This window comes from Arcanobacterium sp. (ex Cirak et al. 2026), assembly GCF_053585065.1.
In genome coordinates, this window is the sequence record NZ_JBQJCE010000010.1 from 58032 (window position 1) to 80901 (window position 22870).

Below are 22870 nucleotides of genomic sequence, written 5' to 3' on the forward strand. Positions count from 1 at the left end.
AGTAGGAGCCATGCGTAGAGCTAAAATTGTTTGTACACTCGGCCCGGCTGTCGGGTCGAAAGAGAAAATCGTTGAGCTCGTTAAAGCGGGCATGAATGTCGCACGAATCAACGCTTCACATGGCTCGCATGAGGAGCACGAGGAGCGAATTGACTGGGTGCGCGAAGCAGCGCAGGAACTTGGTGTTCCAGTTGCTATTTTGTGTGATCTCCAGGGGCCAAAGATTCGCCTCGGGCGTTTCGCCGAAGGGCCAGTGCTTCTTGAGAACGGTGATATTTTCACCATCACAACCGAGGACGTTCCTGGTGACAAAGACCTCGTCTCGACCACCTTCAAGGGGCTCCCGGGTGATTGTAATCCAGGCGATCTCATCCTGATTGATGACGGCAAGGTCAAAGTCAAGGTACTGGAGGTTAACGGCCCTCGTGTCAAGACTGAAGTCGTTGTTGGTGGCCCAGTTTCGAACAATAAGGGCGTGAACCTTCCCGGCGTTGCCGTCTCAGTTCCTGCTCTGTCAGAGAAGGACAAGGAAGACCTCGAATGGGGTCTTGGATATGGTTGCGACTTGGTTGCACTGTCCTTCGTCCGTTCTGCAAAGGATGTCGACGATGTTCACGAAGTGATGGATCGCGTCGGCCGCAAGGTGCCAGTGATTGCGAAGATCGAGAAGCCACAGGCTGTGGACGCTCTTGAAGGTATCGTCCGCGCATTCGACGGTATCATGGTTGCTCGTGGCGACCTTGGCGTGGAGCTTCCGCTTGAGCAGGTTCCGATCGTTCAGAAGCGAGCAGTGTCTCTCGCTCGTCGTCACTCCAAGCCAGTCATCGTGGCAACACAGGTTCTTGAGTCGATGATTAACGCTCCGACCCCGACCCGTGCAGAAACCTCCGACTGTGCAAATGCCATTCTCGATGGTGCTGATGCGGTCATGCTCTCGGGTGAGGTGTCTGTTGGCAAGTACCCGATCGAATGTGTCCGTACGATGGCCTCCATCATCGAATACACCGAAGAACACGGACTTGAGCGTATCCCGAAGGTAGGAAATCTCCACCGTACACGCAATGGCGTGATCACTCGTGCAGCTCTCGAAGTTGGTGAAGCACTCGGTGTGAAATATCTCGCAGTGTTCACTGCGTCGGGTCAGACGGCACGGCGTATGTCTCGTTTGCGCGGCCGCATCCCGTTGCTGGTCTTCACCCCGTCGGAAGAAATTAGACAGCAACTCGCGCTCACCTGGGGCGTTCAAACCTTTATGGTTCCTAATGTTGCGCATACTGATGACATGGTTGAGCAGGTTGATGAGGCCTTGCGTGAAAACAACATGGCAGTGGACGGTGATCAAGTTGTGATCGTCTCCGGTATGCCTCCGGGGAAGTCAGGCTCAACGAACTCAATTCGAGTTCACAAGGTCGGAGAACTTCTCATTCACCGATAATTTCGGTTATAGTGTTCCGGTGGGCTTCGGCTCACTGGAATGCAATGCTCCTGTGGTGGAATTGGTAGACACACTGCACTCAAAATGCAGCGCCCACAAAGCGTGCGGGTTCGAGTCCCGCCGGGAGCACTATCGTCGTCAAAACGAGGCATGTAGTGAACTTATGTTTGCTACATTTACGATGAGCGAACCAAAGGAGGTGTCGTTATGTCACTGTCGGAGAAGATGGATCAATCTCGCGACTTGGAAGTTGAAGTCATCCCGGACAACAACGACCCGTCGACCATCACCACCATGGTTGTTGAGGATGAGACGCTTATTCGCCTTGATATTGTTGAGACGCTGAAAGACGCTGGTTACGATGTCATCGCAGAAGCTTCGAGTGGTGAAGAAGCAGTTGACCTTGCTAATGAGCTTCAGCCTCATTTGATCGTCATGGATGTCAAGATGAATGGCATGGACGGTATTAGCGCAGCTGAAAAAATTCTTGCAGACCATCAGTGCGCGGTTGTCATGTTGACTGCATTCTCTCAAAAAGAGCTTGTGAATCGTGCTCGTGATGCCGGGGCTATGGCATACGTAGTTAAGCCATTTACGCCGCAAGATCTTCTTCCAGCAGTTGAGATTGCGATTTCACGTCATCTAGAGATTGTCTCTTTGGAAAATGAAGTCGCTTCACTTGCCGATCAGTTTGAAACTCGCAAGCGCGTTGACCGTGCGAAGAGCCTACTCCAAGAAAAGATGGGGTTGACTGAGCCGGAAGCGTTCCGCTGGATCCAGAAGACATCGATGGATCGCCGTTTGACAATGAGAGAAGTCGCCGACGCCGTTCTTGATCAAGTTGGCAAATAAGTGTGAGTGGTGGTGAGAAAATGACTCACCACCACTTTATTTTGTGATGTACACGCAGGTGATACGACCAATTGCCAAAGTCGTGGAACCATCGCAAACGCGCACCTGAACCACACAGTTTTTCTTTCCCAAGTGAAGTAATTCTGCTGTCGCATGAACTTCGTCTCCTTGAGCAGTTGCGACATGAGAGAGAGAAAGCTCAGTTCCGGCGGGAACCATGCCTGGCTGTGCGAGCTCAAGAGCCAAACGCGATCCGGCTTCTTCAATGAGAGCAGCTGTTGCCCCTCCGTGTAGCAATCCGACGATTTGACGATTCCCCTTTACCGGCATCGTCATCTCAACCTTCTGTGGGGACTGATGAACGATGTGAAAACCGAGTTTTTTCCCTAATTCAGTGAACATATCCCCACAATACCGTTTTGCTCAACATCCATACCCTGTTAGCGGTTAGTCTGGGAGAGTGAATACTCTTCTGCTTCTTGATGGACATTCGCTCGCCTTCCGCTCGTTTTTTGCGCTTCCAGCGGAGTCATTCCGTACTGCTCAGGGCAAATACACCAACGCGGTTCACGGCTTCATCTCGACTTTGCTGTCACTGACGAAGAAGTATTCTCCGTCGCATATCGCAGTCGCATTCGATCTTCCTGGCGGTACTTTCCGTACCCGGCAGTACGCCGAATATAAAGGGGGACGTGCCGCGACCCCTCAAGAGTTCAAAGGACAAATTGAACTGATTCAAGAAGTTCTCTCAGCTCTTGGAGTCTCGTGGTTGACGAAGGAAGATTTTGAAGCAGACGACATCGTTGCTACCCTCGCAACACGCGGTGAAAAAGCGAAAATGAAAGTCTATGTTGCCTCAGGAGACAAAGACTCCTATCAGCTCGTTAATGATTCAGTGACGGTGCTCTATCCAATGCCGCGGTCTGTCATATTAGAAATGACCCCCGACGTCGTCGAAGAGCGCACGGGAGTGCGCCCGGAACAGTATCCGGATATGGCCGCACTTGTTGGCGAAGGAGCGGATAATCTTCCTGGAGTTCCCGGAGTCGGCAAGAAGACAGCACAAAAATGGATCACAACCTACGGAAGCCTTGAAGAAATTATCGCCCACGCTGACGATATCAAAGGGAAGGTAGGGGAGAAGCTGCGCGCACACCTTGATCAAGTCACGCTGAATCGTCAGCTCAATGCTCTTGTCCGGGATCTCGATATCGTTCCCGAACTCGATCAGCTTACTGTCAAAGGCGCCGACCCGGAAAAGATCCATGAACTTTTCGATGTCCTTGATTTCACTCAGTTACGCACGCGTGTTCTGTCAGAGTGGCCCATTCGTGAGGGCTTATCGCCAATCTCGATTGATGCCAACATTCGTGAAGCAAAGGTTATTTCTGATGTAGATTTTGCTCGCTTTGTGAATGAACACCCTGCCCCACATGCTCTCTTCATCAATGGCATCCAGACACCGGCGCGCGGCAGAGTTGATGAGTTCGCTATCTGTGCCTCAGATGGTGCAACATTCGTCGGTTCAGTTGCCCAGATGACACCTGAGTCGGAGGGTGCACTTGCGACGTGGTTAGCCGATCCCGAGGCAACGAAGATTGGGCACAACACAAAGGGAATCTCACATGCGTTTCTTGGTCAAGGAATGACCATTGCGGGTTGGGGCGTCGACACCGAAATCGATGCCTACCTCCTTCATCCTGACCAGCGCAAATATGATCTCGATGAACTCGTCATGCGTTATCTCGGAGTTGAACTGAGTGCCGACGATGATGCCTTGTTCGCGCTCGACGATGCAGTACCGACACTCGCATCGCGCGCTGTTGCAGTATTGAACCTCGCAGATGCGCTGGGAGCTGAGCTCGATAAGCAAGAGGGTTCGCAGACCCTGAGGGAACTTGAGATGCTCGTTTCGCATGTGTTGACAGTGATGGAGACACGCGGAGTTGCTGTGAATCATGGCGCGCTAGAAGATCTGCACGCACAATTTGATGCTCGTGTCGGGAATGCGGCACGTGCGGCGTGGGATGCAATCGCAGACGATTCTGTAAATCTCTCGAGTCCAAAACAGCTCCAGGCTGTGTTGTTCGAACGTCTCGGCCTTCCCAAGACAAAGAAAACGAAGTCTGGGTACACCACCAATGCCGAGGCTTTGGAAGGGCTGCTAGCAAAGATTGCACAACGTGAAGATGATGACGCAGTTGCTGGACAACGCTTCCTCACGGCACTTTTGGAACATCGAGATGCGATCAAACTACGCCAGTCGGTTGAAGGACTTCTGAATGCGGTTCACACTGATGGCAGAATTCACACCACCTATCAGCAGACCGTCGCTGCAACCGGACGGCTTTCATCAACTGATCCGAACCTGCAAAATATTCATGCGCGTACTGAAGAGGGGCTGCAAATTCGTTCGGTGTTCGTCCCTGGCAAAGGATACGAAGCATTGATGACCGCAGATTATTCCCAGATTGAGATGCGGTTGATGGCGCATCTGTCGGGAGACGAAGCGCTAATCGAAGCTTTTAATGAGGGGGCAGACCTCCACTCGTTTGTTGCTTCGCGCGTCTTTCATGTACCGCAAGCCAAAGTTTCTCCCGCTCAGCGTTCAAAGATTAAAGCAATGAGTTACGGGCTCGTCTACGGCCTGAGTGCATATGGGCTTTCGGCACAGTTGCGTATTTCAGTTCCTGAAGCGCAAGACCTCATGGAACAATATTTCTCTCGGTTTGGAAAAGTAAAATCCTATCTGGATTCCTTGGTTACCGAAGCCCGTCAGGTGGGATACACAGAAACCATCATGGGTCGGCGCCGTTATCTTCCTGAGCTCACGTCTTCGAGCCGTCAGGTGCGTGAAGCCGCTGAACGCATGGCGTTAAATGCGCCAATTCAAGGATCGGCTGCAGATCTGATGAAAGTAGCCATGCTCAATACGCATGAGGCACTTGAGCAATCGGGTGCGCACTCACGTATCCTCCTACAAGTGCACGATGAACTTGTCCTTGAGATCGCCCCGGGCGAAGCCACACTCGTCGAACAGATCGTTCGTGAAAGTATGGGGACTGCCTTTCAATTATCTGTCCCGCTATCTGTGGGAATCGGCATCGGCTCCGATTGGCGCTCGGCAGCTCACTGAAATTTTCGTGTAGGGGATTAATCTTCGAAGATCGATGCGCCATGAAGCTTCATGGAGACTTTTTCTGTGGCGTAAACTATGGAAAAACACGGGTGAGGGAGGTTGAAACCAAACACGATCGCCCGTAGACTAGCTGATTGGTATGGGAACCCCATGCCATGTCCATTATTCAATACTATTTACGTAAGCGGAGTCACCAACTCTATGACTGCTAACAACTCTACGACGACCCCCGAAGTCGCAATCAACGATATCGGCGATGAGGCAGCCCTCATTGCAGCGGTTGATAAGACCATCAAGTACTTCAACGACGGGGATATCGTCGAAGGTACCGTAGTCAAGGTCGACCGAGACGAAGTTCTCCTCGACATCGGCTACAAGACTGAGGGTGTCATCCCCTCCAAGGAACTGTCCATCAAGCACGACGTCACCCCGGATGACGTTGTCGAAGTTGGTGACCAGATCGAAGCACTCGTCACGCAGAAGGAAGACAAGGAAGGTCGCCTTCTCCTGTCGAAGAAGCGTGCACAGTACGAGCGTGCTTGGGCGAAGATCGAAGAAGTTAAGGAAGCAGACGGCGTCGTTACCGGTACTGTCATCGAGGTTGTCAAGGGCGGCCTCATCCTCGACATCGGCCTTCGTGGCTTCCTCCCAGCTTCCCTCGTCGAGATGCGCCGCGTGCGCGATCTCGCACCGTATATCGGACGCGAGCTTGAGGCAAAGATTATCGAGCTCGATAAGAACCGCAACAATGTCGTTCTTTCTCGTCGCTCCTACCTCGAGCAGACCCAGTCCGAAGTGCGTTCGCACTTCCTGGGGACCCTCCAGAAGGGACAAGTCCGCGAGGGCGTTATTTCCTCGATCGTCAACTTCGGTGCGTTCGTTGATCTTGGCGGTGTAGACGGTCTTGTTCATGTTTCAGAGCTGTCCTGGAAGCATATTGATCACCCGTCAGAAGTTGTCGAAGTTGGTCAGCATGTGACCGTTGAGGTTCTCGATGTGGACTTCGATCGTGAGCGTGTCTCGCTCTCGCTCAAGGCAACTCAGGAAGATCCATGGCAGACATTTGCTCGTACGCACCAGATCGGTCAGATCGTGCCGGGCAAGGTCACGAAGCTTGTTCCATTTGGCGCATTTGTCCGCGTTGAGGACGGCATTGAGGGACTCGTCCATATCTCGGAGCTTGCTCAGCGTCATATCGACCTCCCAGAGCAGGTTGCCAAGGTTGGTGATGAAGTTTTCGTCAAGGTTATCGATATCGATCTGGATCGTCGCCGCATTTCTCTCTCGCTCAAGCAGGCGAACGAGGGCGTGGATCCGACATCGGAAGACTTCGATCCATCGCTGTACGGCATGACCGCTGAATACGATGAGAACGGTAACTACAAGTACCCAGAAGGCTTTGATCCTGCCACCAACGAATGGCTTGAGGGCTTTGAAGAGAACCAGGCTAACTGGGAAGCTGAGTACGCAAAGGCTGAAGCTCGTTGGCAGGCTCACAAGGAGCAGGTCACCAAGGCTCTTGAAGCCGACGCTGCTGCCGCTGCCTCAGCACCGGCTCCTGCTGCTGCTGAAGAGGTTCCAGCTTCCTACTCGTCAGGCTCCGAAGCCGAAGGCACGCTTGCTTCTGATGAAGCACTTGCAGCTCTTCGCGAGAAGCTGACCGGTAACTGAACTGGTGAATAACTAGCGTGTGGGCGGAGGTTTCCTCCGCCCACACGCTTTCTTTATCTGGGATACTCATGATCTTGAGTAGCATCGACCAGGATATTGTAGGCGGGAAGGTGAAACATGATTGTCGTTGTCACCGGTGGAATCGGTTCAGGAAAATCGACAGTTTCGGCGATGCTTGCAGAACGCGGTGCCATCGTCATCGATTACGACGAATTGGCGCGCGAAGCAGTGGCACCCGGATCTGACAGCTTAGCATCGCTTGTTCACCGATGGGGAAACAAAATTCTTCAGAACACTGGTGAGTTAGACCGCGCTGCCTTGGGCAGGATTGTTTTTTCAGATTCCCATGCTCTGGCCGAACTCAATGCGATCATCCATCCGGTTATTGATCAACTTGCGGCTAGACGCGAAGCGCAGATCCGTGCGATATCGCCGTCGGCTGTGATCGTCCGCGATGTGCCGCTCTATATTCCTAGGACCGGCCCATCACAGGGCGTTGATCTTGTCGTGACAGTGTCTGTTCCTGAAGAGATTCGCGTTTCCCGACTGATCGAACACAGGTTGATGACACGGAGTGACGCTCAGGCTCGTATTGCCCACCAAATGACTGACCTCGAGCGAGAAAATATTGCCGACGTGGTCATACATAATGACGGGAATATTGCTGATCTGCAGACCCAAGTGGATGATCTTTGGCACATGATCTGCACGTGTAATACGCCCTGAGCAAGGAGCCATTGGGGGAGGAGTTGATAGCGGGTATTCTTGAATCTATGCGTCCAGTTACTGATCTGATTCGTCAAGAAAATCCATTTCACGTGATCTCGCCATATACGCCGTCGGGGGATCAGCCGCAGGCGATTGCAGAACTTGCTGATCGTATCAACGCTGGTGAGGCGGATATTGTGCTTCTTGGCGCTACCGGAACAGGAAAATCCGCGACCACTGCGTGGCTCATTGAGAAGATTCAACGGCCAACATTGATTCTCGAACCAAACAAAACTCTCGCAGCTCAGATGGCTGCAGAATTTCGTGAATTGATGCCCAATAACGCTGTCGAATATTTCGTCTCGTACTACGACTACTACCAGCCTGAGGCATACGTTCCCCAAACCGACACCTTTATTGAGAAAGATTCATCGATTAACGAGGAGGTGGAGCGACTTCGTCACTCTGCAACGAACTCGCTTCTGACTCGCCGGGATACCGTCGTCGTCGGCTCCGTGTCTTGTATCTATGGTCTTGGAACACCGCAAGAGTATGTCGACCGAATGGTTCGTCTTGAAGTCGGACAGGAACTTGACCGCGATGAGCTTCTCAAGCGTTTTGTCACTATGCAGTACACGCGTAATGATATGGCCTTTACACGCGGTACTTTCCGGGTACGAGGGGATACGGTGGAGATCATTCCTGTGTACGAGGAACTCGCGATACGTATCGAATTTTTCGGTGATGAAATTGATTCTATCAGTGAGCTTCACCCCCTCACGGGCAATGTGATTCGGCAGACCCCACAAGCTCATATTTTCCCTGCTACTCATTACGTCGCAGGCCCGGAGCGGATGGCACGCGCGATTGAATCGATCGAGGCTGAACTTGCGCAACGATTGACCCAATTGCGTGATCAGAATAAGTTGCTCGAGGCACAGCGCCTAGAGATGCGAACAACCTACGATCTTGAAATGATGCGTAACATCGGTACGTGTTCGGGAATCGAAAACTACTCGCGCCATATTGACGGACGTGGCCCCGGCACACCTCCCAACACTCTTCTTGACTATTTCCCGCAGGATTTCGTCCTTGTGATTGATGAATCTCATGTCACTGCACCCCAGATTGGGGCGATGTATGAAGGAGATATGTCGCGTAAACGAACGTTGGTCGAACACGGGTTCCGCCTGCCCAGTGCCATGGATAATCGTCCACTGAAATGGGAAGAATTCCTTGAACGCATTGGACAAACTGTTTATCTCTCAGCGACTCCGGGCAAATATGAAATGGAAAAGTCTGACGGCTATGTAGAGCAGATAATTCGTCCTACCGGTCTGGTCGATCCTGAGGTGATTGTCAAGCCGACTAAAGGGCAGATTGATGACCTTCTTGAAGAGGTGAGACGCAGAGTCGAACGCGATGAGCGCGTCTTGGTTACAACCTTGACGAAGAAAATGGCTGAAGATCTTACTGATTATCTTGCTGAACGTGGCGTGAAAGTGGAATACCTCCACTCTGATGTCGACACGCTCCGTCGCGTCGAATTGCTTCGTGAGCTTCGTTTAGGAAAATTCGATGTCCTCGTCGGCATCAACTTGTTGCGTGAAGGATTAGATTTGCCTGAAGTATCACTCGTGGCGATTCTTGATGCTGATAAACAAGGTTTCTTGCGATCCACGACGTCGCTGATCCAGACGATTGGCCGTGCCGCGCGAAACGTATCGGGGCAGGTTCACATGTATGCTGACTCGATCACACCGAACATGCGTGAGGCAATCGACGAGACGAACCGTCGTCGTGCAAAGCAGATAGCATACAACACTGAACACAAGATCAACCCCCAGCCATTGCGTAAAAAGATTTCTGACGTCACAGACATGCTGATGCGTGAAGATATCGACACTACTGAGCTTTTGGAGGGAGGATATCGCAAGGAGAAAAAGCCGACCCCGAAGAAAGGCGATGGAGCAGAAATTGCAGCTCTCGTTGAGGAACTCACTGTGCAAATGCATGTTGCCGCTGAACAACTTCAGTTCGAGCTCGCGGCTCGATTACGTGATGAGATTGAGGATCTGAAGAAAGAGTTGCGTGCAATGCGTGCCGCGTCTACGTGAGGCAACGATGTGAGATTTTGCTGGAACGTCGTCGGCAGACGGTATCGGCGTTAGAATTGCTTAAGGCCATGGGGAGTATTCCCACCAATTCCATGTCGTCATCACGATCGTTTCTCGATCCGGTGTGGAAGCCAGGACTACTGGCGGGAAGAGACTGCGGTATTGTCACCACTCGTACCAAAGGATCTTTATGTCTTTGATGACGCTTCTTCAGGTGGGCGGAAAGCCCGCTACCTCCGGTAGTATGCATGTCGATATGTGGGAATGGATTGTCCTCGGGATTGTTGTCATCGCACTTATTCTTTTTGATTTGCTCGGACATGTGCGAAAGGCGCACGAGCCAACTGTTGGCGAGGCTGCGCGTTGGACTGCTCTTTACATCTCTCTCGCAATGCTTTTCGGCGTGATGACGATTGTGCGGCACGGCGGACAATTTGGGGCTGAGTTCTTCGCGGGCTACCTGACAGAATATTCGCTTTCGCTGGACAATATCTTCGTCTTCATCATTATCATCGCGGCATTCCGGGTGCCTCGCCTTTATCAACAAAAAGTCTTGATGTACGGTATCGTCATCGCTTTAGTGCTACGTTTCGTTTTCATCCTCCTCGGCGCAGCGATCATCGAGCGCTTCGTGTGGGCATTCTTCTTCTTTGGCGCCTGGATGCTATGGACCGCACTCAATCAAATCAAGGACGGCATTGAGGAAGGCCGAGAGCGAATAGCTGGCAAAGCTCAAGATGAGGAATTCACTCCTCCGTTGATGTCTCGTCTGATGTCTAAGCGTTTTAACGTCACCGAGGGCTTTGTCGGAGCCAAGCTTGTCACGCGTCGTAACGGCAAAACGTGGATCACGCCGCTTTTGCTGTGCATCGTCTCCATTGGAACGATCGATCTTCTCTTTGCGCTTGATTCGATTCCAGCAATTTATGGTCTGACGAACGAACCGTTTATCGTGTTCGCTGCGAATGCTTTCGCTCTGCTGGGTCTGCGGCAACTGTTCTTCCTTGTCGATGGACTGCTCGAACGGCTGATCTACCTACACTATGGCTTAGCGGTCATCTTGGGCTATATCGGATATAAGCTCATCGTTCATGCTGCTCATGGCTACGATTTGGCTGGCTACTTACCCGAGCCGGGGATCGCTTTCTCAGTGGGATTCATTATCCTCACTATTTTGATCACAGTAATTGCCTCGATCATCGGTGCGCGTAAGCTTGAGGCTCAAGGCGTTGTCCTGAATAAAGATGCCGACGAGATTGACGGCATCGAACCACGTGAGGCTCCGCACTACAAGCTGGACAATAACCGTCAATAGAACAAATGTTCGCTGCAGGCCGAGTGCTGACTCGGCCTGCAGCCTTTCACTTATGTCTTTTCGCGGATAAGGTGAAACAGTGCAAAATACGATTCATGTTCAAGGCGCTCGCCAGCACAATCTGAAGAACGTCACTGTTGATATTCCACGCGACAAAATGGTCGTTTTTACTGGTCTTTCTGGCTCAGGAAAATCTTCTCTCGCTTTCGATACGATCTTTGCCGAAGGACAACGTCGGTATGTTGAGTCGTTATCGTCTTACGCTCGACAGTTCCTCGGTCAGATGGACAAGCCACATGTGGATTTCATCGAAGGACTTTCTCCCGCAGTGTCGATCGATCAGAAATCGACCAACCGCAACCCTCGTTCTACCGTCGGCACGATGACTGAAGTGTATGACTATCTTCGTCTTCTTTATGCTCGAGCGGGCACACAATACTGTCCAGTGTGTGGAGAGCTCATTCAAGCCCAAAGCGTCGAACAAATCGCTGACACGCTCGTGGCCTATCCCGAGCGTACAAAATTCCAGATCCTTGCCCCCGTCGTCCGTGGACGCAAAGGGGAGCACACTGATCTCCTTGATGAACTCGTCAAAGAAGGGCTCGGACGTGTCCGTGTTGATGGCGAGGTTTACAGACTAGGGGAGGTACCGGCACTAGCGAAGACAAAAAAGCACGATATCGACGTTGTTGTGGATCGTCTGGCACTACGTGACGGATTGAGCTCGCGTATTTTCGACTCTGTGGAAACTGCCCTCCGCTTGGCAAAGGGAATCGTGATTGTCGAGTTCGTTGACGAACCGGAAAACTCGCCAGCGCGTGAACGTAAGTTTTCCCAGAATCGTGCATGTCCCAACGGACATGAACTTGAGATCGACGAAATCGAGCCACGGACATTCTCCTTCAACGCGCCGTACGGCGCGTGCCCTGCTTGCGACGGTATCGGCTACACCACGCAGGTGGATCGCCATCTCGTGGTGCCCGATGAATCACTTTCTATTGCTGATGGCGCGATCCTTCCGTGGTCGGTGACGGCGTCTGCCCAGGCTCGTGACTATCACATGCGCCAGTTACAAGGTTTGGCCGACGAACTAGGTTTCTCTCTCAAAACGCCGTGGAAGAATCTCGATGCGGACGCTCAGGACGCAATCCTGACAGGTAAGGACTACAAGGTTAAAGTCAAATACAAGAACCGGTGGGGACGCGAGAAGGTCTATTCCACAGGTTTTGAAGGTGTCCTGACTTTCGTCGCGCGCAAACATGACGAAACGGAATCGATGTGGTCAAAGGAACGTTACGCCGGATTTATGCGCGAAGTTCCGTGCGCTGTATGCCATGGTGCACGTCTGCGACCAGAAGTTTTGGCAGTGAGAATCGGCGAACTGAATATTTCTGAGCTCACCGATCTGCCGATCGGGCAGGCGCTTGAGTACCTCAGCAACCTCACGCTTGGTGCTCGCGAGTCGAAGATTGCTGCTCAAGTGATGAAAGAAATTCTGGAGCGATTGACTTTCCTCGTCACTGTCGGACTCGACTATCTGACGATGTCTCGCTCAGCTGGAACTCTCTCTGGAGGCGAGGCGCAGCGTATCCGCTTAGCAACACAGATCGGTTCTGGATTGGTCGGTGTTCTCTACGTGTTAGACGAACCATCCATTGGGTTGCATCAGCGCGACAACGATCGACTCTTAAGTGCTCTGAAACGGTTGCGTGATCTTGGAAATACACTCATCGTGGTCGAACACGATGAAGATACGATTCGCCAATCAGATTGGCTGGTCGATATTGGCCCAGGTGCAGGTGAACATGGAGGCGAGATTGTTTACTCTGGTCCGCCTGCTGACATCGTCGATCAAAAACGTTCTGTGACGGGTGCCTACCTCAGTGGTGAGCGGCAGATTACGGTACCCACAAACCGTCGCAAGGTGAGGAAAACGAAAGCCATTGGTATCGTCGGAGCGCGTGAAAATAACCTCAAGGATGTCTCCGTGAAATTTCCCATCGGCGTCTTTACTGCAGTGACAGGCGTTTCCGGTTCGGGAAAGTCCTCGCTAGTGAATTCGGTTCTCTATCAGGTTCTTGCTAACGAGCTGAACGGAGCTCGCCTGCTTCCTGGGCGTCATTCGAAGGTCACTGGACTTGATCAGCTCGATAAAGTGGTTCACGTTGATCAGAGTCCGATCGGGCGAACACCACGATCGAATCCTGCAACGTACACCGGGATGTGGGACAAAATCCGTACATTGTTCGCAGCTACGCCAGAAGCAAAAGTACGTGGCTATGGGCCGGGGCGTTTCTCCTTCAATGTCAAGGGTGGTCGTTGCGAAGCGTGCTCGGGTGATGGCACGATCAAAATTGAGATGAACTTCCTTCCCGATGTCTATGTCCCGTGTGAGGTCTGCCATGGCAGCCGCTACAACAGAGAAACACTTCAAGTGCACTACAAAGGGAAGAACGTTGCACAGGTGCTCGATATGACGATCTCTGAAGCGCGTGAGTTCTTTGGTGCCGTGACATCGATTACAAAGTACCTTGCCCTCTTGGAGGACGTTGGTTTGGGTTATGTCCGGCTCGGCCAACCTGCGACCACACTCTCAGGCGGCGAGGCGCAGCGTGTCAAACTTGCTTCGGAGCTGCACAAACGATCGACCGGTAAAACCGTTTACGTCCTCGATGAGCCCACGACAGGCCTCCATTTTGAAGATGTGCGAAAGCTGTTGAGTGTTCTTCAAGGTCTGACTGATAAGGGAAACACAGTCATCGTGATCGAGCACAATCTCGATGTTATCAAGAGTGCAGATTGGGTGATTGACCTCGGCCCGGAGGGAGGAATCGGCGGCGGCGAAGTGATCGCTGAAGGCACTCCAGAGGATGTGGCGCGCACCGAAGGTTCATACACCGGACGTTACCTGCGACCGCTTCTTGAGTACGCTGGCACATTGGAAACTGGGGGGAGGGCGACGCGCGGATGAATCCGGCGGATTATCGCCCCAAGACCTCCGATATTCCACGGGAGCCGGGAGTATATCGGTTCCGAGACGAAGAAGAACGCATTATTTACGTTGGAAAGGCAAAATCCCTGCGCCAACGTCTGGTGAACTACTTCCAAGATCCGGTGCTGCTCCACCCTCGAACACGCCAGATGGTCTTCACCGCTGCACGCGTTGAATGGGTCGTTGTGAGCAACGAAATCGAAGCGCTGTCGCTTGAATATTCGTGGATTAAAGAGTTTTCTCCACGGTTTAACGTCATGTACCGCGACGATAAATCGTACCCATATCTCGCCGTCACGCTTCGGGATGAGTTCCCACGTGTGATGGTGACGCGCAATTCTCATCGACGTGGCAACAAGTATTACGGCCCATACACAAAAGTGTGGGCTGTGCGTGAGTCACTTGATCAACTGCTTCGTGTCTTTCCGATGCGCTCGTGTACTCAAGGTGTCTTCAACAACGCACGTCGCAGCGGACGCCCGTGTCTGAACGGCTATATCGATCGTTGCGCGGCACCTTGTGTGGGACGAGTGAGCGAAAGTGAGCATCGTCAAATCGCCCAGTCACTGGTGTCATTCATGGATAGCACCGGCGAAGATCTGATTAATGAGAAGAAAGACCAAATGCTCGAGGCTGCCAAAGCTCACGAGTTTGAACGCGCTGCGCGTCTGCGCGATGACATCGCTGCATTGACCACCCTCGTTGAAAAAAATGCAGTCGTTCTTGATATGGACACCGACGCCGATGTATTTGGCTTGGAGTTCGATGAGCTTGAAGCTTCGGTACAAGTTTTCTTTGTGCGCGGCGGACGCATTCGTGGGCAGCGCGGTTGGGTGACCGAAACTGTGGCTGATCTCGATGCTCCGGGGCTCGTGTCACAGATGATTTTGCAAGTATATGGGCAGTATGTGCCCTCTCACATTGGACGAAACCGTTCGAGTGCCAAAAGCGTCGACGATGTCCCCCATACTTCTGCCGATTCCGTACCGCGCGAGATCTGGGTTCCGGTTCTGCCCGACGACGTTGAGGCTCTTGAACCATGGCTCGTCCAGTTGCGTGGTGGCCCAGTTCGACTGCGAGTGGTTCAACGCGGCAGGAAGGCACAACTTGCCCAGACCGTTCACACGAACGCTGTCCAAGCTCTCCAACGTCACAAGCTACACCGCGCTGGCGATCTTACTGAACGATCCAAAGCACTAGAAGAACTCAGGATGGGGCTTGGCTTTGAGCGCGCTCCGTTGCGTATTGAGTGCTACGACATTTCTCATATTCAAGGAACCAACCAGGTGGGATCGATGGTGGTGTTTGAGGACGGATTGCCGAAGAAATCTGACTACCGTCATTTCATCGTGCGCGGTCCAGATGGTCAGGGAGTACCCGATGATACGGCGGCTATGGATGAAGTATTGCGCCGGCGTCTCACACGTCTTGTCCAGGGGCGGGCAGCCAATGATGCCTCCGATGACGAACCAATGTCTGGTCCGATCGATTCCGATACTCCGCCTGTGCGAAAGTTTGCCTACAAACCGGATCTGATCGTCGTCGACGGTGGACTTGCGCAGGTGAATGCTGCACAGCGTGTAGTTGATGAAATCGGTGCTGATGTACAAGTGATCGGGCTAGCGAAACGACTCGAAGAAGTATGGATTCCGTCAGAAGAGTTTCCTTTGATTCTGCCTCGCACATCTCCAGCACTTCACCTTCTGCAATATCTGCGCGACGAGTCGCATCGCTTTGCGATTACTTTCCATCGCAAGCGGCGTTCCAAAGCAATGACTCGCTCTGCACTCGATGCCATTCCTGGGCTTGGAACTGCCAAACAAACCGCGTTGTTGAAGTATTTTGGTTCTCTCGAAAAAATCAAGGAGGCTGATCTCGCTGCGCTACAGGAGGTCAACGGAGTCGGGCCACGGTTGGCTCACACGATATTCGAGCATTTGCATCCGGCCGAGGACTAGCGAACTGGACACGAGACTGACAAGATTGACCTATGGGCGACATCAACGATACTTCCGCAATTCCGCTGAACGAAATCATGGCTCTGGATCAGGCAGCTCAACTACCTGATGCTGAGATCCCTGAAATTGTCATCATCACCGGCATGTCCGGTGCTGGACGGTCACGGGCATCGGCAGCACTGGAAGATCTTGGCTGGTATGTGGTGGATAATCTGCCCCCGCGTTTATTGGCAGCGATGGCGGGGTTGGTCACCTCAGGTGGAGGAGTGCAACGGCTAGCTGCCGTTGTCGATGTTCGCTCACGTGAATATTTCCAAGAACTTTCGCGTGTTCTTGATTCTCTGTCGGAGGCGAATATTGCCTACCGCATCATGTTTCTTGATGCCTCCGATGCTATTCTTGTGCGCCGTTATGAGCAGGTTCGACGCCCACATCCGTTGCAGGGGGATGGGCGTTTGATGGACGGCATTGCCAAAGAGCGCCAATTGCTTGCCCAGCTACGTGACCGCGCTGATGTTTACATCGATACCTCGACTCTGTCCGTGCATGATCTCGCTCGCAAAATCCGCAACAATGTAGCGTCTTCGTCAGATTCAGCAGTCCATTTGACGGTGATGAGCTTCGGTTTCAAGTACGGAATTCCGCTCGATGCTGACCACGTGGTCGATGTGCGTTTCCTCCCGAATCCCTACTGGGTGTCAGAGTTGAGACACCTGACAGGCAAAGATGCACCCGTGTCCGATTTTGTCTTGTCGGTTGATGGCGCGCGTGATTTTGTCAACCGCTATGTCAATATGATGGCTCCGATCCTTGAGGGGTATGTCCGCGAGCTCAAACCCTATGTAACGATTGCGATCGGATGTACTGGCGGTAAACACCGTTCCGTGGCGATCACCGAGGAAATCTCGCGGCAGATGCGTGAACGCGGTGTCACTGTCAAGACTTTACACCGCGATCTCGGACGCGAATGATGCGGAATATTGGAAATGCTGGATGTCGAGTGGTCGCTTTCGGCGGCGGTCACGGCTTATACGCCACGCTCTCTGCGTTGCGTATCCTGACACGAAACATTACTGCAATTGTGACGGTGGCCGACGACGGTGGTTCTTCCGGACGCTTACGCCAGGAAATGGATATTCTCCCGCCGGGAGATCTGCGCATGGCGTTGTCAGCCTTGTGCGACGATTCTTCTTGGGGCTTGACTTGGCGTGATGTTCTTCAACATCGCTTTACGACATCAGGTGAGATGAACGGCCATTCGCTGGGGAATCTACTGATCGCTGCGATTTGGCAAGAAATGGGCGATTCTGTTCGAGGGCTCGACCTTGTTGGGCAGCTGTTGTCGACGCATGGACGCGTATTGCCCATGAGTGCTGTTCCGTTACAACTGACAGCACAAGTGGAACGCAACGGCGTCGTCGAGAACGTCTATGGACAATCCGTGATTGCGAAACTTGGGGAGTCGATTTCGAAAGTTACTCTTCATCCGGCTAATCCACCGGCTCGGCCAGAGGCATTGCGTGCGATCGACGAAGCTGATTGGGTAGTGTTTGGCCCCGGCTCGTGGTACACCTCAGTTATTCCGCATCTGCTGGTTCCTGATCTACGTCGCGCTGTCTCACGAACACCAGCGCGACGTATGCTCGTCGTAAATCTTGTTCCAGATCTCGAAACTCGCGCGATGAGTTCAGCTGATTTGGTACGCTCGTTTCACGAGCATGCGCCCCAGATCGATCTTGACGTTGTCCTCGTCGATCCATCCGTCGTCGGAGATCGAGAAGAGCTACACGAAGCGGTACGGTTGTGTGGTGCACGAGTATTGGAGTGGCCTGTGAAGCGTGATGTCGCTCGCCATGACCCACTCACTCTCGCAGCAGCATTTCGCGAAGCTTTCGAAACTATGTGACCTCACTTCATGTTTTCTCCTGCCGGTTTTGCGATACCATGATGTCCCGATGCCAGGGCGCGCCTACTGTCTTCCTACGAAAGGTTGTGTTTATATGCCAGCTTTAACTGTTCTTGTACAGGATGAACTGTCTGGCGTTTTCCCTCAGTCTGCTTCCAGCGCGATCGCGGAGATCGCGATGATGTTTCGGTTTGCGGGTGGGCTCGAGATCAACGGCGGAATTGTCACTTTAGAGGCAGAGCTCTATCATCCCGGAGCTACTCGCCATTTGGCTCACTTGATTTCGCGGGTTCTTCATTTTGAACCAGATCTCTTGCCAGTGAAGTCAAAAACACGCGGACAGAACCACTACCTTCTGCGGATTACGCGTGATGGCGAAAAAATTGCGCGCCTGCTCGGGCTGCTTGATACACATGGACGACCCGTTCGCGGCTTGCCAACGCAGATTGTGGCTGGCTCAAAAGCTGATGCTGCAGCTGCCTGGCGCGGAGCTTTTCTGGCGCGCGGTACACTCGTTGAACCTGGGCGAAACGGTTCTTTAGAAGTCACATGTCCTTCGCTCGAAGCGAGCTATGGGCTGGGTGGTCTTGCTCGCCGGTTGGGGATTACCTATCGCTCACGTGAATCCCGTGGCGCTCAGCGTGTCGATATTCGTGAAGGCGAACAGATCTCGCAAATGCTTATCAGGATGGGCGCACTTCGGTCACTTGCTACCTGGGACGAATTGCGCTCAGAACGTGAAGAGCGCGGGCATTCAAACCGACTAGCAAATTTTGACGATGCGAATATGCGTCGTAGCGCTGATGCGGCGGTTGTTGCGGTGATCCGAGTGCAACGTGCATTCGAGATTCTCGGAGATGCTGTGCCTGCAAATTTGCGTCAAGCTGGAGAATTCCGAATCAAGTATCCTCACGACTCCCTAAACGTTCTGGGGGAGCGGCTGACTCCGCCTGCTACGAAGGATGCGGTGGCGGGACGTTTACGCCGTTTGAATACGATGGCGGATAAGCTTGCCGAGGAACTCGGCATCCCCAGTACTCTCGATGCTGTATCAGAAGCGGAAAGGCAAACGCACTCTCGCTCAGCTGACTGAGAAACATCGCCACTACGGACTTTTGGCCGTGCTTGGTGCCTAACCAAGCGATAGAATAGAGGGGCATTGGAAACCTGAGACGCGGGAGACCGCGCCAGCTTCCGAGATACGAGCTCTACGCTCGTATGAGTTAAACCGTGTGCTCTGCACATAAGGAGGAAATAGAGTGACAACTCGCGTTGGAATTAACGGCTTCGGCCGCATTGGCCGCAACTTCATTCGCGCCGTCTACGAGATGGGTGCCGATGTTGAGATCGTGGCAGTGAATGACCTTACTGACAACAAGACCCTCGCTCACCTGCTCAAGTACGATTCGATCCTCGGCCGCTTCGGTCACGAGGTCTCCTACACGGACGAGGCCATCGTCGTTGATGGCAAGGAAATTCGTTCGTTCGAAGAGCCGGATCCGGCAAAGATTCCGTGGGGCGAGGTCGGCGCAGACATCGTCATCGAGTCTACCGGTCGTTTCCGTGACGGTGTGAAGGCTCAGGCGCACATCGACGGCGGCGCCAAGAAGGTCATCATCTCTGCACCGGGCAAGAACGTTGATCTCAACGTTGTTCTCGGCGTTAACGAGGGTGAGTACGATGCTGCTAAGCACAACATCGTATCGAACGCTTCCTGCACCACCAACTGCCTCGCTCCTGTGGCAAAGGTTCTCCAGGACAAGTTCGGTATCGTGAAGGGTCTCATGACCACCGTTCACGCATACACTGCTGACCAGAATCTGCAGGACGGCCCGCACTCGGATCTTCGCCGTGCACGTGGCGCTGCTCTGTCCATCATCCCGACAAAGACCGGTGCTGCTCAGGCCGTGTCGTTGGTTCTTCCGGAGCTCAAGGGTAAGTTTGACGGCTTTGCGTTCCGCGTTCCGACCCCAACCGGTTCGGTCGTTGACCTCACCTTCCAGGCTGAGAAGGAAGTCTCGGTTGAGGCTATCAACGCGGCAATGAAGGAAGCTGCTGAGGGTGAGCTCAAGGGCATTCTTGCCTACACCGAGGATCCGATCGTGTCGGCTGACATCGTGACCGATTCGCACTCGTCCATCTTCGATTCGGGTCTGACCCGCGTCATTGGCGATCTTGCCAAGGTCGTTTCATGGTACGACAACGAGTGGGGCTACTCTTGCCGTCTCGTTGACCTCTCTGTCCTCATGGGCAAGGGTCTCTGAGTTAATCTCTCATGAATCACGTGCCCGCACATGCTCCGGTGTGTGCGGGCACGTGCACGAAATAGGCAAAAAATTTCCTGCGCTGCCTGCGCAGAAAGAAGGTTTGAAAATGATGAAGACCATCGATACACTCGGCAATCTCGCCGGCAAGAAGGTGTTCGTGCGTTCGGATTTCAATGTCCCGCTCGATGCCGACAAGAACATCACTGATGATGGCCGTATTCGCGCGGCTCTGCCGACTCTAACGCGCTTAGTGAAGGCCGGTGCGAAGGTGATTGTTGCGGCTCACCTTGGTCGCCCGAAGGGCGAAGTGAAGCCCGAGTTCTCGTTAGCTCCGGTTGCAAAGCGACTCGGTGAACTCCTCGGACAAGAAGTTACTCTTGCAAAAGACACCGTTGGCGAAGACGCCAAGCGACTGTCTGAAGAGATCAAGGACGGCGAAGTCGTTCTGCTCGAAAATGTACGTTTCGACAAGCGTGAGTCGTCGAAGGTTGACGAAGAGCGTGAATCCCTGGCCAAGGAATACGCAATGCTTGCTGACGTCTTCGTCTCCGACGGGTTCGGTGTTGTCCACCGCAAGCAAGCTTCGGTTTACGACATTGCGAAGGAGTTGCCGTCGGCAGCTGGCGAGCTCGTATTCAAGGAGATTGACTCGTTGTCCAAGGCAACGGCAAATCCAGAGCGTCCCTACACAGTAGTGCTCGGTGGCTCGAAGGTGTCCGATAAGCTGGGCGTGATTGATAATCTCTTGGAGAAGGCTGATCGCCTGCTCATTGGCGGCGGTATGGCGTACACCTTCCTCAAGGCTCTTGGCCACGAGGTTGGCACTTCACTCCTCGAAGAGGATCAGGTTGAGACTGCGAAGTCTTACCTTGAAAAGGCGAAGGAAAAGGGCGTTGAGCTTCTTCTTCCTCTCGACAATGTCACTGCACCTGAGTTCAAAGCAGATTCACCTGCATCAGAGCACGCTTCTGAGGACATGCCTACTGGCGAGATGGGACTCGATATCGGACCGAAGACGCGTGAGCTCTACGCTCAGGCAATCGCTGAGTCGAAGACCATTGTCTGGAACGGCCCGATGGGCGTGTTCGAGTTTGACGCATTCTCCAAGGGCACTCGTGCAGTTGCTCAAGCAATGCAGGATGCAGAAGGTTTCACAATCGTTGGCGGCGGCGATTCAGCTGCAGCAGTCCGTACGCTCGGCTTTGACGAGGCTAAATTCAACCACATTTCAACCGGCGGCGGCGCGTCTCTCGAGTTCCTCGAGGGCAAGACCCTTCCGGGTATCGCAGTTTTGGAGGCCTGATGACTCGCACCCCAATTATTGCTGGCAACTGGAAGATGAACCTCGATCATGTCGAGGCAACATCGCTTGTTCAGAAGCTTGCATGGTCACTCAAAGACCTTGGACACGATTTTTCCAAAGTCGAAGCAGTAGTGATTGCTCCATTCACGGATCTTCGTACTGTTCAGACATTGGTTGAGGCAGACGAACTTGAGATCAAATACGGTGCACAGGATGTCTCTGTCCATGACAATGGCGCTTACACCGGTGAAATTTCCACTGCTATGCTGACAAAGCTTGGAGTCACCTACGTAGTCGTCGGTCACTCGGAGCGTCGTGACTACCACGGTGAGAGCAACGAACTGATCGGCCAGAAGGCGAAAAAAGTTCTGGATGCAGGTATGCTCCCGATCATGTGCTGCGGCGAGAAGCTTGATATTCGCGAAGCTGGCACGCACGTTGAGTTCGTTCTCGGCCAGGTCGAGGAAATGCTCAACGGCCTCACCGCTGAGGAAGTTTCGAAATCCGTCATTGCGTACGAGCCGGTATGGGCCATCGGTACAGGTAAGGTGGCAACACCTGCTGACGCCGAAGAAGTCTGCGGCGCTATTCGCGCTAAGGTTGGCGAGCTCTACAATGAGGCAACAGCCGAGGCTTTGCGTATCCAGTATGGTGGTTCTGTGAAGTCGTCATCGGTTGCTGAGATCATGGAACAGCCGAATGTTGATGGTGCTCTCGTTGGTGGCGCCTCGCTCAAGGCTGACGAGTTTGCAAAAATTGTTCACTTCTGATGTGACAACAAATATAACGTAATTTGAGGCGGTGCAGTTTTGCGCCGCCTCAAATTACGTTATAATGCTATAGAATCTGTTCTCTATCCTGGAGATTAATCACGTGAACGTATTGCTGACCGTTTTGACGGTGCTTCTTATTATTTCAAGCTTTCTGTTGATCGGCGCAGTCCTTCTGCACAAGGGTAAGGGAGGCGGCCTTTCTGACATGTTTGGAGGCGGTATTTCAACTTCCGCACGTTCTTCAGGTGTCGCAGAGAAGAACCTTGATCGCTATACCGTATGGATTTCTATTATTTGGTTTATCTTGATCGCACTCATCGGTTTGATCGTGAAGGTAACAAACTGACTTTCGTTCAATGTGTTGTGGGGGGGGGGGGTGGCACGCCCCCCCCCCAAAAAAATAAATAAAAAAAAAAAAAAAAAAATGATTAGAA

Annotated in this window: 17 protein-coding genes and 1 tRNA gene; 17 read left to right on the forward strand and 1 reads right to left on the reverse strand. The window is 52.8% G+C overall.

Annotated features, from left to right (window positions below):
• The first annotated feature begins 10 nt into the window (after nucleotides 1–10).
• The 3 genes from pyk (at nucleotide 11) to ACTOVJ_RS06440 (ending at nucleotide 2287) form a co-directional block, all read left to right on the forward strand.
• Nucleotides 11–1435, forward strand: coding sequence for a pyruvate kinase (pyk, locus tag ACTOVJ_RS06430; protein ID WP_449502352.1), 1425 nt, complete (start codon nucleotides 11–13; stop codon nucleotides 1433–1435).
• 46 nt (nucleotides 1436–1481) lie between these two features.
• Nucleotides 1482–1564, forward strand: a tRNA-Leu gene (locus ACTOVJ_RS06435).
• Between the two features lie 165 nt (nucleotides 1565–1729).
• Nucleotides 1730–2287, forward strand: a complete 558-nt coding sequence (locus ACTOVJ_RS06440; RefSeq protein WP_449502417.1) for an ANTAR domain-containing response regulator — start codon at nucleotides 1730–1732, stop codon at nucleotides 2285–2287.
• A gap of 36 nt (nucleotides 2288–2323) precedes the next feature.
• On the opposite strand, the gene ACTOVJ_RS06445 is transcribed toward ACTOVJ_RS06440, so the two are convergent.
• Complete coding sequence (locus ACTOVJ_RS06445) at nucleotides 2324–2689, reverse strand: PaaI family thioesterase (protein WP_449504430.1); 366 nt, start codon at nucleotides 2687–2689, stop codon at nucleotides 2324–2326.
• 58 nt (nucleotides 2690–2747) lie between these two features.
• Between ACTOVJ_RS06445 and polA the strand changes: the two genes are divergently transcribed.
• The 14 genes from polA (at nucleotide 2748) to secG (ending at nucleotide 22782) form a co-directional block, all read left to right on the forward strand.
• Complete coding sequence (polA, locus tag ACTOVJ_RS06450; protein ID WP_449504431.1) at nucleotides 2748–5423, forward strand: DNA polymerase I; 2676 nt, start codon at nucleotides 2748–2750, stop codon at nucleotides 5421–5423.
• Nucleotides 5424–5627: 204 nt separating this feature from the next.
• Nucleotides 5628–7097, forward strand: coding sequence for a 30S ribosomal protein S1 (rpsA, locus tag ACTOVJ_RS06455; protein ID WP_449503059.1), 1470 nt, complete (start codon nucleotides 5628–5630; stop codon nucleotides 7095–7097).
• Between the two features lie 117 nt (nucleotides 7098–7214).
• Nucleotides 7215–7823 (forward strand): dephospho-CoA kinase, encoded by a 609-nt coding sequence (gene coaE / locus ACTOVJ_RS06460; RefSeq protein WP_449502348.1) that lies wholly within the window; start codon nucleotides 7215–7217, stop codon nucleotides 7821–7823.
• A gap of 47 nt (nucleotides 7824–7870) precedes the next feature.
• Nucleotides 7871–9922 carry an excinuclease ABC subunit UvrB gene (gene uvrB, locus ACTOVJ_RS06465; protein ID WP_449504432.1) on the forward strand — a complete coding sequence of 684 codons (2052 nt, stop codon included), beginning with the start codon at nucleotides 7871–7873 and terminating at the stop codon, nucleotides 9920–9922.
• A gap of 244 nt (nucleotides 9923–10166) precedes the next feature.
• A complete protein-coding gene (locus tag ACTOVJ_RS06470; protein ID WP_449504436.1) occupies nucleotides 10167–11237 on the forward strand; it encodes a TerC/Alx family metal homeostasis membrane protein in 1071 nt (356 codons plus the stop codon).
• Nucleotides 11238–11316: 79 nt separating this feature from the next.
• Complete coding sequence (gene uvrA / locus ACTOVJ_RS06475) at nucleotides 11317–14208, forward strand: excinuclease ABC subunit UvrA (RefSeq protein ID WP_449504433.1); 2892 nt, start codon at nucleotides 11317–11319, stop codon at nucleotides 14206–14208.
• Nucleotides 14205–16187: an excinuclease ABC subunit UvrC gene (gene uvrC, locus ACTOVJ_RS06480; RefSeq protein WP_449504434.1), complete on the forward strand. Its 1983-nt coding sequence runs from the start codon at nucleotides 14205–14207 to the stop codon at nucleotides 16185–16187. The genes uvrA and uvrC overlap by 4 nt, the downstream gene beginning before the upstream one ends.
• A 32-nt stretch (nucleotides 16188–16219) precedes the next feature.
• On the forward strand, nucleotides 16220–17158 hold the full coding sequence (rapZ, locus tag ACTOVJ_RS06485; protein WP_449502344.1) for an RNase adapter RapZ: 939 nt from the start codon (nucleotides 16220–16222) through the stop codon (nucleotides 17156–17158).
• On the forward strand, nucleotides 17155–18093 hold the full coding sequence (locus ACTOVJ_RS06490; protein ID WP_449502343.1) for a gluconeogenesis factor YvcK family protein: 939 nt from the start codon (nucleotides 17155–17157) through the stop codon (nucleotides 18091–18093). Before rapZ ends, ACTOVJ_RS06490 begins: the two co-directional genes overlap by 4 nt.
• 94 nt (nucleotides 18094–18187) lie before the next feature.
• Nucleotides 18188–19186, forward strand: coding sequence for a DNA-binding protein WhiA (gene whiA / locus ACTOVJ_RS06495; protein WP_449503064.1), 999 nt, complete (start codon nucleotides 18188–18190; stop codon nucleotides 19184–19186).
• Nucleotides 19187–19352: 166 nt separating this feature from the next.
• Complete coding sequence (gap, locus tag ACTOVJ_RS06500) at nucleotides 19353–20357, forward strand: type I glyceraldehyde-3-phosphate dehydrogenase (protein WP_449502341.1); 1005 nt, start codon at nucleotides 19353–19355, stop codon at nucleotides 20355–20357.
• Nucleotides 20358–20469: 112 nt separating this feature from the next.
• Entirely contained in the window at nucleotides 20470–21663 is a 1194-nt protein-coding gene (locus ACTOVJ_RS06505) for a phosphoglycerate kinase (RefSeq protein ID WP_449502415.1), read from the forward strand.
• Nucleotides 21663–22433, forward strand: a complete 771-nt coding sequence (gene tpiA / locus ACTOVJ_RS06510) for a triose-phosphate isomerase (protein ID WP_449504435.1) — start codon at nucleotides 21663–21665, stop codon at nucleotides 22431–22433. Before ACTOVJ_RS06505 ends, tpiA begins: the two co-directional genes overlap by 1 nt.
• A 103-nt stretch (nucleotides 22434–22536) precedes the next feature.
• On the forward strand, nucleotides 22537–22782 hold the full coding sequence (secG, locus tag ACTOVJ_RS06515; protein ID WP_449502339.1) for a preprotein translocase subunit SecG: 246 nt from the start codon (nucleotides 22537–22539) through the stop codon (nucleotides 22780–22782).
• Nucleotides 22783–22870: the final 88 nt, after the last annotated feature.

What these genes read in the sequence shown, in the direction of transcription:
- pyk (WP_449502352.1), top strand. Translation starts at nt 11, where the DNA reads ATGCGTAGAGCTAAAATTGTTTGTACACTCGGCCCGGCTGTCGGGTCG.
- ACTOVJ_RS06440 (WP_449502417.1), top strand. Translation starts at nt 1,730, where the DNA reads ATGGTTGTTGAGGATGAGACGCTTATTCGCCTTGATATTGTTGAGACG.
- ACTOVJ_RS06445 (WP_449504430.1), bottom strand. Translation starts at nt 2,689, where the DNA reads ATGTTCACTGAATTAGGGAAAAAACTCGGTTTTCACATCGTTCATCAG.
- rpsA (WP_449503059.1), top strand. Translation starts at nt 5,628, where the DNA reads ATGACTGCTAACAACTCTACGACGACCCCCGAAGTCGCAATCAACGAT.
- coaE (WP_449502348.1), top strand. Translation starts at nt 7,215, where the DNA reads ATGATTGTCGTTGTCACCGGTGGAATCGGTTCAGGAAAATCGACAGTT.
- uvrB (WP_449504432.1), top strand. Translation starts at nt 7,871, where the DNA reads ATGCGTCCAGTTACTGATCTGATTCGTCAAGAAAATCCATTTCACGTG.
- ACTOVJ_RS06470 (WP_449504436.1), top strand. Translation starts at nt 10,167, where the DNA reads ATGCATGTCGATATGTGGGAATGGATTGTCCTCGGGATTGTTGTCATC.
- uvrC (WP_449504434.1), top strand. Translation starts at nt 14,205, where the DNA reads ATGAATCCGGCGGATTATCGCCCCAAGACCTCCGATATTCCACGGGAG.
- rapZ (WP_449502344.1), top strand. Translation starts at nt 16,220, where the DNA reads ATGGGCGACATCAACGATACTTCCGCAATTCCGCTGAACGAAATCATG.
- ACTOVJ_RS06490 (WP_449502343.1), top strand. Translation starts at nt 17,155, where the DNA reads ATGATGCGGAATATTGGAAATGCTGGATGTCGAGTGGTCGCTTTCGGC.
- whiA (WP_449503064.1), top strand. Translation starts at nt 18,188, where the DNA reads ATGCCAGCTTTAACTGTTCTTGTACAGGATGAACTGTCTGGCGTTTTC.
- ACTOVJ_RS06505 (WP_449502415.1), top strand. Translation starts at nt 20,470, where the DNA reads ATGAAGACCATCGATACACTCGGCAATCTCGCCGGCAAGAAGGTGTTC.
- tpiA (WP_449504435.1), top strand. Translation starts at nt 21,663, where the DNA reads ATGACTCGCACCCCAATTATTGCTGGCAACTGGAAGATGAACCTCGAT.